16 protein-coding genes are annotated in these 12,254 nt (G+C 67.1%); 9 read left to right on the forward strand and 7 right to left on the reverse strand.

Annotation, left to right across the window (positions count from 1 at the left end; genetic code table 11):
* Positions 1-299: 299 nt before the first annotated feature.
* From ACG3SL_RS02315 to purB, 5 genes are all read right to left on the reverse strand, one after another.
* The gene (locus ACG3SL_RS02315; protein ID WP_448663527.1) at positions 300-701 is read right to left on the reverse strand and encodes an endonuclease domain-containing protein; all 402 of its coding nucleotides are present in this window, start codon (positions 699-701) and stop codon (positions 300-302) included.
* 116 nt (positions 702-817) lie between these two features.
* Positions 818-1,621 carry a peptidoglycan-binding domain-containing protein gene (locus ACG3SL_RS02320; RefSeq protein ID WP_448663528.1) on the reverse strand — a complete coding sequence of 268 codons (804 nt, stop codon included), beginning with the start codon at positions 1,619-1,621 and terminating at the stop codon, positions 818-820.
* A gap of 67 nt (positions 1,622-1,688) precedes the next feature.
* Positions 1,689-4,238: an HWE histidine kinase domain-containing protein gene (locus ACG3SL_RS02325; RefSeq protein WP_448663529.1), complete on the reverse strand. Its 2,550-nt coding sequence runs from the start codon at positions 4,236-4,238 to the stop codon at positions 1,689-1,691.
* A 2-nt stretch (positions 4,239-4,240) separates the two neighbouring features.
* A complete protein-coding gene (locus ACG3SL_RS02330) occupies positions 4,241-4,786 on the reverse strand; it encodes a biliverdin-producing heme oxygenase (protein ID WP_448663530.1) in 546 nt (181 codons plus the stop codon).
* Positions 4,783-6,093, reverse strand: coding sequence for an adenylosuccinate lyase (gene purB / locus ACG3SL_RS02335; RefSeq protein WP_448663531.1), 1,311 nt, complete (start codon positions 6,091-6,093; stop codon positions 4,783-4,785). The genes ACG3SL_RS02330 and purB overlap by 4 nt, the downstream gene beginning before the upstream one ends.
* A 203-nt stretch (positions 6,094-6,296) precedes the next feature.
* On the opposite strand from purB, the gene ACG3SL_RS02340 reads away from it, so the two are divergent.
* From ACG3SL_RS02340 to ACG3SL_RS02350, 3 genes are all read left to right on the forward strand, one after another.
* Complete coding sequence (locus ACG3SL_RS02340) at positions 6,297-6,836, forward strand: hypothetical protein (RefSeq protein WP_448663532.1); 540 nt, start codon at positions 6,297-6,299, stop codon at positions 6,834-6,836.
* A 299-nt stretch (positions 6,837-7,135) separates the two neighbouring features.
* Positions 7,136-7,417 (forward strand): hypothetical protein, encoded by a 282-nt coding sequence (locus tag ACG3SL_RS02345; RefSeq protein ID WP_448663533.1) that lies wholly within the window; start codon positions 7,136-7,138, stop codon positions 7,415-7,417.
* 124 nt (positions 7,418-7,541) lie between these two features.
* Positions 7,542-7,805, forward strand: coding sequence for a hypothetical protein (locus tag ACG3SL_RS02350; protein ID WP_448663534.1), 264 nt, complete (start codon positions 7,542-7,544; stop codon positions 7,803-7,805).
* A gap of 381 nt (positions 7,806-8,186) precedes the next feature.
* On the opposite strand, the gene ACG3SL_RS02355 is transcribed toward ACG3SL_RS02350, so the two are convergent.
* Together ACG3SL_RS02355 and radC are read right to left on the reverse strand one after the other, a co-directional pair.
* On the reverse strand, positions 8,187-8,297 hold the full coding sequence (locus ACG3SL_RS02355) for a DUF2474 domain-containing protein (protein ID WP_448663535.1): 111 nt from the start codon (positions 8,295-8,297) through the stop codon (positions 8,187-8,189).
* Complete coding sequence (gene radC / locus ACG3SL_RS02360) at positions 8,294-8,974, reverse strand: RadC family protein (RefSeq protein WP_448663536.1); 681 nt, start codon at positions 8,972-8,974, stop codon at positions 8,294-8,296. The genes ACG3SL_RS02355 and radC overlap by 4 nt, the downstream gene beginning before the upstream one ends.
* 166 nt (positions 8,975-9,140) lie before the next feature.
* On the opposite strand from radC, the gene ACG3SL_RS02365 reads away from it, so the two are divergent.
* From ACG3SL_RS02365 to ACG3SL_RS02390, 6 genes are all read left to right on the forward strand, one after another.
* Positions 9,141-9,458, forward strand: coding sequence for an AtpZ/AtpI family protein (locus tag ACG3SL_RS02365; protein WP_448663537.1), 318 nt, complete (start codon positions 9,141-9,143; stop codon positions 9,456-9,458).
* A gap of 71 nt (positions 9,459-9,529) precedes the next feature.
* Positions 9,530-10,291 carry a F0F1 ATP synthase subunit A gene (locus tag ACG3SL_RS02370; RefSeq protein ID WP_448665225.1) on the forward strand — a complete coding sequence of 254 codons (762 nt, stop codon included), beginning with the start codon at positions 9,530-9,532 and terminating at the stop codon, positions 10,289-10,291.
* Positions 10,292-10,340: 49 nt separating this feature from the next.
* On the forward strand, positions 10,341-10,568 hold the full coding sequence (locus ACG3SL_RS02375) for a F0F1 ATP synthase subunit C (protein WP_448663538.1): 228 nt from the start codon (positions 10,341-10,343) through the stop codon (positions 10,566-10,568).
* A gap of 54 nt (positions 10,569-10,622) precedes the next feature.
* Positions 10,623-11,114: a F0F1 ATP synthase subunit B family protein gene (locus ACG3SL_RS02380; RefSeq protein ID WP_448663539.1), complete on the forward strand. Its 492-nt coding sequence runs from the start codon at positions 10,623-10,625 to the stop codon at positions 11,112-11,114.
* On the forward strand, positions 11,107-11,751 hold the full coding sequence (locus ACG3SL_RS02385; protein WP_448663540.1) for a F0F1 ATP synthase subunit B family protein: 645 nt from the start codon (positions 11,107-11,109) through the stop codon (positions 11,749-11,751). The genes ACG3SL_RS02380 and ACG3SL_RS02385 overlap by 8 nt, the downstream gene beginning before the upstream one ends.
* Before the next feature lie 252 nt (positions 11,752-12,003).
* Entirely contained in the window at positions 12,004-12,207 is a 204-nt protein-coding gene (locus tag ACG3SL_RS02390; protein WP_448663541.1) for a hypothetical protein, read from the forward strand.
* Positions 12,208-12,254 lie beyond the last annotated feature (47 nt).

A 12,254-nucleotide genomic window follows, 5' to 3' on the forward strand; every position in this document is an offset into this window, starting at 1 on the left:
GTCACAACCCCTTTGGGGAAACCGCGGGGTGTGAAACGGCCCTTGAGCGCGGGGAGTGTGGGCCCATTGCAGGCGTTGAACGACTGATGCACTGTCACCGTATAACACTGCCGGGCCCAGCCGCATCCTGCTTGATCGTTGGCGCGGTCATCGCGCTGTTGCTTTGGGCCCTTGGCGAGCGCGCCGCTGCAATCGGGATGTTTCTCGCCGAGGCGGTTGGACGGGCCGCACTTTACACGATGGGTGCGGGCAAAGCCGATTGACCGATTGCGCCGCGTTGCGGACTCTGGAAGCTGTACTCATTCCTCCCCCGGAGGGGGAGGGGGACCGGCGAAGCCGGTGGAGGGGTATTCTCCGCGAGCGATAAAGACGATGTGGCGGATCGCGGCTTCCAAGTCGGACAGGATTATCCGCGCGGGAATTCGGAGGACCCGAACGCCCTGCCTGCGAAGCCAGCCATCGCGGACCGCGTCTCGCTCTGGCCGATCGCCGCGCGCGTGCGCCTCACCATCGACTTCGACAGCAAGTTTGACCGCCGGACAGAAGAAATCGAGGACATAGATGCCTGCCGGATGCTGACGGCGGAAGCGCAAGCCTGCAGGGCGGGTTCGAAGCGCCTGCCACAGGAGAACTTCGGGCAAGGTCATTCGCTGGCGCAGATGCCGGGCAAAATCCCGCGTTTTCTTCGGGCCGTGGAGCATGTGGAGACTACCCCTCCACCAGCCTTCGGCTGGTCCCCCTCCCCCTCCGGGGGAGGATTAACGAAAGCACTTTGCAACCTGGCGGCGGCGGCTAATTAACAATCCCAGCCCCCCCCTCAATGCCCGTCGTCGCTCCAGTGCGGCGGGTCGCTGCGTAGTTTGATCACGCCGTAGCTGGCGCCGATCCTGTGCAGGTCCGTGTTGGTTTCGCCCGAGCGGGGGGTGCCCAGCGGGCGGGGGGTGCCGGCCTTGTCGCGGGGCTGGATCGTGCCGGTCCAGCCGATCGTCATGTCGATCGCGCGCCCTTCGATATGGCGCGACGTGAGCGAGGGCTGGAACGCGATGGCGAAGCGATCGACCATTTCCTGCGCGCCCTTGCGCGAAGCGGCGGCGGTGCCGTGGTCCCATAGGATCGGGCAGCCGGGAAGGGCCGGAACGTCGCGCGGCGCGAGGCTGCCGTTCGCGACGCGCCAGCTATAGTGCATCAGCTGGGCCCGCGTCCGGTTGCGCCGCGTGGCGGAAATGGTGACGCTGGCGCCCGCGTCGCGCAGCGCCTTGACGAAGGCCGTCGCGTTTTCGCGAAAGGGCGGGATCAGATCGGCCAGCGCCGCGCTGTTGGGGTATTTGGCCTGGTTGGCATCCCACCATGCGGCCCCGCTGCGCGGCGGTGGCGCGGCGGCGGTGGTAAGCGCATTCCACGTGCGGCCGCCCGGATCGATGCGGCCATCGGGGGCCGGAGCGCCGAGCACCCGCGCCTGGAAGGACTGGATCGCGGCGATGGTCTGGGGCCCGCAGGTGCCGGTCGGGGGCAGCAGTGCCTGCCCGGTCGCGCCCAGCCAGGTGTTCAGCAGATGCTGGACGACCAGCACGTCCGCCAGTTCGTTGGTCGCGCCCTTGCCGACCGAAGCCCCGATTGCCATGCCGCCGCCCCCGCGATGCTGCGGGGCATGGGTATAGCCGCGTTTCCCCCTGTAGGAAAATGCGCGCTCAGCCCCGGACGAGCCGCTCCAGCGCGCTGCCCAGGCTGGCGAGGGTATAGGGCTTCTGGATCACCTGGACCCCGACATGGTCGTCGGGCAGGCGAAGCTGTTCGCCATAGCCGGTGGCGAAGACGTAGGGGATGCCGTCGGCGCGCAGGCGATCGGCGATCGGCAGGCTGGTTTCCGACCCCAGATTGACGTCGAGCACCGCGATCGTGAAGGAATCGCGGCCCAGTTCGTCGAGCGCCTGCCGCGTGCTTCCCGCCGTGACGACGCGGTCTGCGCCGAGCTGGGACAGGATATCCTCCGCATCCATCGCGATGATGAGGCTGTCTTCGACCAGCAGCACGGTGCCCGACAGCACCGGCCCGGTCAGCGCCGTTTCGGGGCCGGGGGCGACCGGCGCGGGCACGCGGGTGCGCGTGTCGGGCACGACATGGCGCGCGGGGACGCAGAAATCGGCCTCCACGCCGCCCAGCGCATAGCGCACCGTCGCGCGCCCGCCGAGGTCATAGGGAATCGATCGCTGGATGATCGTGGTGCCGAAGCCCTGGCGGCGGGGCGCCTGGACCGCAGGCCCGCCACGCTCGCGCCATTCGATGTTGAGGTCGCCCTCTGCATTCAGATGCCAGCCGATCACCACGCCGCCGTTGTCGGACAGCGCGCCATATTTGGCCGAGTTGGTCATCAGTTCGTGGAACACCAGCGCCAGCGTGGAAAAGGCGGCGGGGTGCAGCAGCACCGGGGTGCCCGAACAGTGCAGCCGCTCGCTCTTGCCGCCCAGATAGGCGGCGGCTTCGGTCTCGATCAGGCGGCCGAGCGGGGCGGCGCTCCAATTGTCCTGCGTGATCTGGTCGTGCGCGCGCGCCAGGCTTTCGATCCGCCCTTCGAGCAGCGCGATCGTGCTGCGCGCATCGGCATCGGGGTCGAGCGACTGGCGCACCAGCCCGCGAATGAGGCTGAGGATGTTGCGGACGCGGTGGTTCAGCTCGGCGATCAGCAGTTCCTGCCGCTCGGAAAAGCGCCGCCGTTCCTCCTGCGCATCGTCGGACAGGCGCAGCACGACTTCGATCAGCGACGCGCGCAGCATCTCCGCCACGCGCACTTCGGCGGGGGTGAAGGGATCGGAGCGGCCGCGCACTTCCTGGGTCCACAGCGCGAAGCTCTGGCGCGGCGAGAGGCGGGGGCCGTTGGGGCCGTATTCGGCGGGCTTGTTGGGATCGCCCGCCCATTTGACCGTGCGGATCTTTTCCTGGCGGAACAGCAGCACATAGTCGCGCGGCGAGCGCGAGATCGGGATGGCGAGCAGCCCGGCGGCGATATCGGCATAGTCCTCCGCCGACGACAGCGCTTCCGCCAGCCGATCGGTGGCATAGATCCGTCCCGCCGCCATCGCGTTGAGCCGGCGGACGATGCCGGGCAGCGCGCTGTCGGGCGGAGTCATGCCGCTGTGCGCGCATTTGCCGTCGATCCAGATCGCGATGCCGTCGCACCGCACCGTCTCGCGCAGCATCGCGCCCAGCCATTCGGGGTTGTCGAGCAACGTCGCATCGCCCGCTACCGCCGCGAGCAGCCGGTCGCTGTTCGCCCGGGCGGCGGTTTCATAGGCGGACAGTTCCTTGCGCTCGCGGCTTTCCAGCTTAAGCGCGAACATCTGGCCGAACAGCTCGGCGATCGAGCGCCGCTCGAAACTGGGGCGGCGCGGGCCGTAATGGTGGCACGCGAACAGGCCCCACAGCTTGCCCTCGACGATGATCGAGATCGACAGCGAGGCGCCGACGCCCATGTTCTTCAGATATTCGATATGGATGGGCGAGACCGAGCGCAGCACCGACAGCGACAGGTCGATGGGGGCGCCGTTCTCGTCGCGGCGCGGCAGGATCGGCACGGGTTCGGCATCGACATCGGCGATGATCCTGAACGGGGTGCGCAGATACAGCGCGCGCGCCTGTTGCGGAATGTCCGACGCGGGGTAGCGCAGATCGAGGAAGCTGCCGATCCCGGCGCGGGCCGATTCGGCGACCACGACGCCGGCGCCATCGGTGTCGAAGCGATAGACCATGACGCGGTCGAACCCGGTCAATGCGCGGACCTGGCGCGCGCCTTCGCGATAGAAGGCGACGGCATCGGCGGTCTCATCCAGTCGCGCCATCATCGCGCGGATCGCCGATCCGGCATCGGCGGTGGCTTCTTCGCTGCTCTCTTCGCCTTCGATGATCACCGCGTCGGCGTGCATGTGCATCGCGATGTCGAAGCGGCGCCCGCTGGCGACGGTCACGCCGAACACCCGCTCGACCGCGTCCGCCCCGCGCAGCACCGCCAGCCGGTTACGCAGCGCGTGGACCGCATCTTCGCCGAAGATGTCGATCGCCGAGGTGCCGAGCAGATCCTCTGCGGCCACGCCCCAAAAGGCTTCGCTGTTGGCCGAGGCGCGGCGCACCAGCCAGTCGGTGGACAGGGCCAGGAGGAAGCCGAAGGGCTGGATCGCCCCCAATGCGTGGATCGGCTCGCGATCGCAATTGGTGAGGTCAACCTCGAACTGATCGGAATGCGCCAAACTTACCCTTTCGCCCGCCACTCCTGCGCAGAACGCTCGAAACGCGAGAACGCCGCAAGCGCGGCGAATCGTGCCGCCTCGAGCGCCGACGCATCTTGCAGGAGTTTTTCGATATGCTCCAGTAATTGCGTCCATTTCTCGGCGCGCTGATCTGCGTTAAGATAGGCGCGGGGAAAATCGGCGGGAAGCTGGCGCGCGAGGAAGCGTCCGCCCAGCCGCGATCCTTCGAGGACATAGAGCGTCCCGGCGATGGCGGCGGGATCGGACAGCGGGGGCAGGGGCGCAGGCGCAGGTGTCGCGCGGTGGCCGAGCATCGCCAGATCCTCGGCCAGCAAGCCGGCGCGGCGGCGCTCGGGCCAGTCGGGAAACAGCCGCGCGGCATCGCCCGCGTCGAGCGCCGCCTCGATCGGGCCGATCGCATCGGCATGCGCGCGCAGGAACGCCGCATAGCCTGCGCGATCGCCAAGGTCGAAGGCGCCGAAGGCGGCGTCGACGCGGTCATGCGCCGCCGCCGTGGCCTCCCGCAGCGCCTTCCGCGATGGCGTCAAGCGAAGACGCGCTCGAAGATCGCGTCGACCTGGGCGAAGTGATAGGCGAGGTCGAACTTGTCCTCGATCTCCGCGACCGAAAGCGCGGCGGTGACGTCGGCATCGGCCTTGAGCAGTTCGAGCAGCGAGAGCTGGCCGTCGGATTCCCACACCTGCATCGCGTTGCGCTGGACGAGGCGATAGGCGTCCTCGCGGCTGACTCCCGCCTGGGTGAGCGCCAGCAGCACGCGCTGCGAATGGACCAGCCCGCCCATGCGATCGAGATTCTTCTGCATCCGCTCCGGGTAGACGAGCAGCTTGTCCATCACCCCGGTCAGCCGGCCCAGCGCGAAATCGAGCGTGATCGTGGCGTCGGGCCCGATATAGCGCTCGACCGAGGAATGGCTGATGTCGCGCTCGTGCCACAGCGCGACGTTTTCGAGCGCGGGGGTGACATAGCCGCGGATCATGCGGGCCAGGCCGGTCAGGTTCTCGGTCAGCACCGGGTTGCGCTTGTGCGGCATCGCCGACGAACCCTTTTGCCCCGGCGCGAAATATTCCTCCGCTTCGAGCACTTCGGTGCGCTGGAGGTGGCGGACTTCGGTGGCGAGGCGCTCGATCGAGCTGGCGATGACGCCCAGCGTGGCGAAGAACATCGCATGGCGATCGCGCGGGATGACCTGGGTGGAGACGGGCTCCGGGGTCAGGCCCAGCTTGGCGGCGACATGCGCCTCGACGCGCGGATCGATATTGGCGAAGGTGCCGACCGCGCCCGAAATCGCGCAGGTGGCGATGTCGGCGCGCGCGGCCTCCAGCCGGTCGCGGTTGCGGCTGAACTCGGCATAGGCCTCGGCCAGCTTGAGCCCGAAGGTGGTCGGCTCGGCATGGATGCCGTGGCTGCGACCGATGGTGGGCGTGTATTTATGCTCCAGCGCGCGGCGCTTGAGCACCGCCAGCAGCTGGTCCAGGTCCTTGAGCAGCAGGTCCGACGCGCGGACCAGCTGGACCGCAAGGCAGGTGTCGAGCACGTCGGAGCTGGTCATGCCCTGGTGCATGTAGCGCGCTTCCTCGCCGACATTTTCCGCGACCCAGGTGAGGAAGGCGATCACGTCATGCTTGGTCACGGCCTCGATCGCGTCGATCGCAGCGACGTCGATCGCGGGCTTGGTCGCCCACCATTTCCACAGCGCGTCGGCGGCGCTCTTGGGCACCACGCCCAGCTCGGCGAGTGCCTCGGTCGCGTGCGCCTCGATCTCGAACCAGATGCCGAAGCGCGTCTCGGGCGACCAGATCGCCGTCATCTCGGCGCGGGAATAACGGGGAACCATGGATTTCCTTTCGGAGGCCGTGGCGCGGCGGCAACACGGCAAATGAAATGCGACGAGGCGCCACCTAGCAAAGGCGAGCCGAAGCCGCAACGCCGGAAATCGGGAACAACGCGCCCAGTATCCCCGTTTATACCGCAGATTGCATGACGACCAGCGAAATTACGCTGCACTATAGGCATAGAACTACAGAGGAGTTTGGTACGATGTTGAAGACTTTGCTGTTGGCCTCGTCTATCCTTGTCGCCGCGCCTGCTGTTGCGCAGGAAGCGCCCGCGCAGGATACTATGCAAACCGCGCCGCAATCGACTGCGCCGCAACAGACCGACGCCCCGACGACCGCGTCGGAAGCCGCGACCGGCACCCAGGGTGCGGGGACCGTCGATGCCGCGACTCCCGACGCGGCGGCTCCGGCGGACGCCGCAAGCACGGCACCCGCCGCCGATACGGTGCAGCCGAGCGCGACCGAGCCTGCGGCAGCCCCGGCGGCGACGGTCGACCAGGTCAGCCAGGCGGTGACGCGCGACTTCGGCAATTACGACAAGGATTCGAATGGCGCGCTGAACCAGGACGAATTCGGCATGTGGATGGTGACGCTGCGCAAGGCCGCCGAACCCGCCTTCGCCCCCGGATCGCCCGAAGCCCAGACCTGGGTCGGCCAGGCCTTTGCCGCCACTGACACCGACAAGAACCAGTCGGTGAGCAAGGAAGAACTCACGGTGTTCCTGACGCCCAAGGCGCAGTAACCCACGGGTCGAGCATCCCTCCACCGCGCCGCACGCAGGGCGCGGTATCCAGCGGCCGCCGGAATTTCCGGCGGCCGTTTTGCGTGGGAAGCACGTCGCATGAATAGGGAGGCATTGGAGCATGAAACCGCCATTGCCTTCTTGTCGCACTCGAATGCACTCTACGCTTGAGACGCGATAAGCGCCGGATAGGGAGAAGGCGGGTGAGAGGGTGCCTGAGCGTTGTTCTTCCGATCTTCGTCCTGATCGCGCTGGCAATATACTGCGCGTTCCCGCACCCGACGCATAATCGAGAGCAATTGAAGGCGATTGCGGCAGATGCCCAACGCCTGATGGCGGCCTATCCGCTTGGTCCATCCGATCGCTCGTTGTGGCTGCCGAAAGGGAAATGGCCAGCCGCTATCGCCCGCTTGAGGCCGGCATATGTGATCGTCAGCCACCGCGCGGTGGAGATTACGACAAAGCCATTCTTCGACGGAGGGTGGGGTTATGGATTTGCGCGGGACAAGCGCGATCTGGGTATGCTCGCCGAGTGCTGGTCGGAATTAGGCGAGGGTATGTACTGGCATGGCCCCTGCTGACGCGGGCCGAGTGGGGCGCAAAACAGTCAGGGCGAAAGAAGATCGGCGGCCGTTTTGCTTGGGGTGGGGCATCAGTTGCCGACAAGCTTGCCCTTCGTCATTCTCCTCGGAAGGGGAGGGGCCAATGTCGATTGAAATGCTGAGCGCGGGCGACGCCATCGCGCGCATCGGGTCCTGTACTGCTTCGGGCGGGCAGGTGCTGGGAGTCGATGGGTTTCAGATAATTCCCAAAGGCTATATCGGTCGCCTCGACCTCATCCTTGATCTCTCCGTGCGTCCCATCACGCCCGAGGCGGCAGTGGCGGAGGCGATTGCATTTGTGCCAGCGCACTGCGCAGACGACATCATGTTCGAGGTTGTCGCCGATTGGCCCGGGGAAGTCCTTTAGCGCTCCCGTGCGCGCGCAAAACGCGATGCTTGTTCCTCCCCCGGAGGGGGAGGGGGACCGGCGAAGCCGGTGGAGGGGTATTCTCCCCGGGCGGCTACTAGGATGTGGCGGTCACGGCTTGCGGGTCGGGCGCGATCATTCGCGCGGGAAGGTGGAATAGCCGAACGCCCTGCGTGGGGAGCCAGCCATCGGTCTTTCACCGGCGTAGCTGACCGGCGAAGTCCTGCGTTTCATTCATACGGTAAAGCATGCGGAGACTACCCCTCCACCAGCCTGCGGCTGGTCCCCCTCCCCCTCCGGGGGAGGATCGAGGAAAGCGCTCTCCGCGCGCCATGCCGATGGCCGCTCCCGCCAATTTTACGCCTTTCACCCACCCAACCCCTACACCACCAGCCGTATTGCCCACGCCGCCGCGCCGACCACCAGCACGCCCGCCAGCCATAGCCCCGCGAACCAGAGCAGGCGCCGCGCGAGCGAATCCTGCGCCTTCACAGCAATCCCTGTGCGCGCAGGCTGCTATGGCCTTCGGTGCCGACGATGATGTGGTCGTGGACGGTGATTTCCATCCGCCGGCCGGCCTCGGCGATGCTGCGGGTGATGTCGATGTCGGCGCGGCTGGGGGCGGGGTCGCCCGAGGGGTGGTTGTGGACCAGGATCAGCGCGGCGGAGCCCAGGTCGATCGCGCGGCGGATGACTTCGCGGACATAGACCGCCGCCTGGTCGATCGACCCCTCGCTCATCAGCTCGTCGCGAATCAGCATGTTGCGCGAATTGAGGTGGAGGACGCGGAAGCGTTCGATCGCGTGGTGCGCCATGTCGGCGCGCAGATAATCGAGCAGCGCCTGCCAGTTGGCCAGTACGGGGCGCTCGGCCACCTGCGCGCGGAGCAGGCGGAGCGCGGCGGCGTGGGCGGTCTTGAGTGCGGCGGCGCTGGTCTCGCCCATGCCCGGTATTCGCGCCAGCGCGGCGGCGTCGGCGGTGAGCAGCCCGGCGATCCCGCCGAATTCCTGCAATAGCGCCTTGGCCAGCGGCTTGGTGTCGCGGCGGGGAATCGCGAGCGCGAGCAGGTATTCGATCAGTTCGTGGTCGAGCAATGCATCGGGGCCCCCGTCGAATAGCCTCTGGCGCAGCCGCGCGCGGTGTCCGGCATTGTCGGGGTCGGTCAGCATGGCCGCGACTATAGCAGCGATTCGGCCCGCGTCATGCGGGCGCGAAAGGGAATTGTTGCAAAGGTTGACTCGGGCGTCCCCCCTTCCTAAACGGCCCCTGCCTTGGCGGGCTCGCCCTTAGGCACAGATGCTAGGCCCTGCCGGTGACGGCGTTTGGGAGGAGCGTATGGCCGAAAACGAGCCCGGACTGGAACCCCTCCGAGAGGATGTGCGGATCAGCTCGCTCGACGAGCGGCTGAAACGGGCAAAATCGCAAGAGGCGATCAGGACCGGCGCCGCAATGCCCGAGGGCGATACCCAGTATCGCACCGGGAATCGCGTGCTGGCCGAACTGATCGGTGGAATGATCGGTGGTGCGCTGATCGGGTGGGTGCTCGATCGGTTGTTTGGTACCACCCCTTGGCTCCTGCTCGGGCTCCTTTTCCTCGGAATTGCGAGTGCGTTCAGGAACATCATACGGATTTCAAACCAGCGCTCGGAGTGATCTTCGGGCGCTTTGGCTAATACGGGGCCCAGGGAACTATCGTGGCGGCGCAATCAGGCAAGATCGACCCCATGCACCAGTTCGAGGTGCAGACGATCTGGGACGGCTTTTCCATCGCCGGCCATCAGATCGCTTTCACCAACTCGGCGCTGTGGATGTGCGTTGCAGCCGTAGTGCTGTGGGTGTTCATGCTCGGCGGGCTGAAGCGCCAGATGGTGCCGGGCCGCTGGCAGATGATGGTGGAGACCTTCACCGGCTTCATCGACAATCTGCTCAAGGCGAATGTCGGCAAGGACGGGCGCAAGTTCGTCCCCTATGTCTTCTCGCTGTTCATGTTCATCCTGTTCGCCAACGTCCTCGGCCTGATGCCGTTCGGGCTGGTCGGCGTGCACCCGTTCACCGTGACGAGCCACTTCACCGTCACCGGCGTGCTGGCGATCCTGAGCTTCTCGATCGTGCTCGTCGTCGGCTTTGCCAAGCATGGCCTGCGCTTCTTCTCGCTGTTCGCGCCCAAGGGCACGCCGATCCCCGTGCTGCTGCTGGTGGCGCCGATCGAGTTCGTGTCGTTCATGGTGCGCCCGTTCAGCCTCGCGCTGCGACTGTTCGTGGCGATGACGGCGGGGCACATCCTGCTCAAGGTGCTGGCGGGCTTCATCATCAACGCGGGCAATGCCGGCGCGGGCCTGGGCATCCTGGTCGGCGTGCCGAGCTTCCTGCTGATGGCTGGCGTGTCGGCGCTCGAAATGCTGGTGGCGGGCGTGCAGGCCTATGTCTTCGCGCTGCTCACTTCGCTGTACATCAATGACGCCGTGCACCTGCACGACCATCATTGATCCCGAATTTAGGTTTTAAGTTTCTCGTATTCTAAAAGGAGTTGAATCAATGGACGGTGACACGATCAAGTTCCTGGGTGCAGGTCTGGCGGCAATCGGTGCGGGCCTGGCGGCACTGGGCGTGGGCAACGTGTTCGCTGCCTTCCTCGAAGGCGCGCTGCGCAACCCGGGTGCGGCTGCGAGCCAGCAGGGCAACATGTTCATCGGCTTCGCCGCAGCCGAGCTTCTCGGCCTGCTCGCGTTCGTCGTTGCAGTGCTGCTGATCTTCGTCGCGTAACACTTTCCGTCCGGGCCGGCCCCGTGTGCCGGCCCGTATCGGGCAAGGATAGCAATGCCTCAGATTGAACAGATCGCCGCTACCTATGCGTCCCAGATCTTCTGGGTGCTGGTGACGTTCGGCCTCGTCTTCCTCGTCGTCGGCCTGGGCATCCTGCCCAAGGTGCTGTCGACCGTCGACGAACGCGACAACACCATTTCGGGCGACCTGGCCGCCGCGGAGGCCGCGCGCACCGTTGCGGACGAAACCGAGGCGCGCTGGCGCACGCAGGAAAACGCCGCGCGAGAAGCCGTGCAGGCGCGCATCGCCGAAGCCCGTGCCAGGGGCGCGGAGGCGGCTGCCGCCACCGCAGCTGCGGCGCGTACCGAGACCGAGGCGCGCATCGCCGAGGCCGAAGTCCGCATCGCGACGGCCACCGCCGCCGCCACCGCCGAGATCGAAGCCGCCGCAGCCGATGCCGCGCGCGAGATCGTCGCCCGCCTGTCGGGTGCCGAAGTCACGGCAGCCGAGGCACAGACCGCAGTGAAGGCCGCGCTCCATGGCTGATAATTCCACCGTTCTTTCGGCTGAAGCCGCTGACCACCGGCTAGATCAGGCCGCCAAGGGCAAGGGCATGCCGCTGCCCGACACCGGCACGCACGCGCTGTCGACGCACGAAGGCGCGGCGACGCCGGGCGAACATGCCGCCGATCCTTCGGTGTTCGGGCTCGACGCCACTGTCTGGGTCTCGATCGCGATGGCGGCGTTCCTTGCGCTGCTGATCTGGAAGAAGGTGCCGGGGATCATCACCCGCGGGCTGGACAACCAGATCGCGGCGATCCGCAGCCGCCTAGACGAAGCCAAGCAGCTGCGCGCCGAGGCCGAAGCGCTGCGCGACGAATATGCGCGCAAGATCGCCGGCGTGGCGGGCGAGGCCGAGGCCATGCTGGCGCATGCCGACGAAGAGGCGCGCGCCGTGCTGGCCAAGGCCGAGGCCGATGCGCAGGAACTGACCGTACGCCGCGCGAAGATGGCCGAAGACAAGATCGCCAGCGCCGAACGCGCCGCGATCCAGGAAATCCGCGTCAAGATGGCCGACGCCGCGACCCGCGCCGCCGCGACGATCATCGCCGCCAAGCACGACGCGGGTGCGGACAAGGCACTGGTCGACAAGACGATCGCAGGGCTCGGCCGCCTGAACTGACTTTTCGCGCACCGGGCGACCGGGCACGCACAGCAAGCCGCCTTCCGGTACCAACCGGGGGCGGTTTTTTGTGTTTTTGCTCCCCTCCCGCTTGCGGGAGGGGCAGGGGGAGGGGCCGCGCTTGCGCGGCGCTTCTTCCACTTCAGGCCCTCCCCCGGCCCCTCCCGCAAGCGGGAGGGGAGCGAACATGGCCAACGCTACCTTGCGCAACCCCCTTCAGTTTCGCGCCCCGTCGCCCTACACCCCCCCCGCATGGCACCTGAACCCTCGTATCGCTGGCTGCGGATCGCCGGCCTGGTCACGCTGGCGCTGGCGGCGGCGCTGGCGGTCTATGCGTGGCGCCACGCCGCCGAGGAACAGCGCCGCCGCGACGATGTCGGCGCGCGGGTGCAGGAGACGATGCGCCAGATCGAAGCCGAGGCCCAGCGCATGGAAAACGCCGCCGCCGCGCAGTGATCGGCGGGTACACGTTGCCGGGCGGGGCTGCCGCGCCTAAATCCCCC

The sequence above is a fragment of the Sphingomonas degradans genome, from assembly GCF_053502645.1.

Excerpts from the sequence above, each read along its gene's own strand:
- ACG3SL_RS02365 (WP_448663537.1), top strand. The coding sequence starts at position 9,141 with ATGGCCGAAAACGAGCCCGGACTGGAACCCCTCCGAGAGGATGTGCGG.
- ACG3SL_RS02340 (WP_448663532.1), top strand. The coding sequence starts at position 6,297 with ATGTTGAAGACTTTGCTGTTGGCCTCGTCTATCCTTGTCGCCGCGCCT.
- ACG3SL_RS02380 (WP_448663539.1), top strand. The coding sequence starts at position 10,623 with ATGCCTCAGATTGAACAGATCGCCGCTACCTATGCGTCCCAGATCTTC.
- ACG3SL_RS02385 (WP_448663540.1), top strand. The coding sequence starts at position 11,107 with ATGGCTGATAATTCCACCGTTCTTTCGGCTGAAGCCGCTGACCACCGG.
- ACG3SL_RS02350 (WP_448663534.1), top strand. The coding sequence starts at position 7,542 with ATGTCGATTGAAATGCTGAGCGCGGGCGACGCCATCGCGCGCATCGGG.
- ACG3SL_RS02375 (WP_448663538.1), top strand. The coding sequence starts at position 10,341 with ATGGACGGTGACACGATCAAGTTCCTGGGTGCAGGTCTGGCGGCAATC.
- ACG3SL_RS02315 (WP_448663527.1), bottom strand. The coding sequence starts at position 701 with ATGCTCCACGGCCCGAAGAAAACGCGGGATTTTGCCCGGCATCTGCGC.
- purB (WP_448663531.1), bottom strand. The coding sequence starts at position 6,093 with ATGGTTCCCCGTTATTCCCGCGCCGAGATGACGGCGATCTGGTCGCCC.
- ACG3SL_RS02320 (WP_448663528.1), bottom strand. The coding sequence starts at position 1,621 with ATGGCAATCGGGGCTTCGGTCGGCAAGGGCGCGACCAACGAACTGGCG.
- ACG3SL_RS02390 (WP_448663541.1), top strand. The coding sequence starts at position 12,004 with ATGGCACCTGAACCCTCGTATCGCTGGCTGCGGATCGCCGGCCTGGTC.
- ACG3SL_RS02370 (WP_448665225.1), top strand. The coding sequence starts at position 9,530 with ATGCACCAGTTCGAGGTGCAGACGATCTGGGACGGCTTTTCCATCGCC.
- radC (WP_448663536.1), bottom strand. The coding sequence starts at position 8,974 with ATGCTGACCGACCCCGACAATGCCGGACACCGCGCGCGGCTGCGCCAG.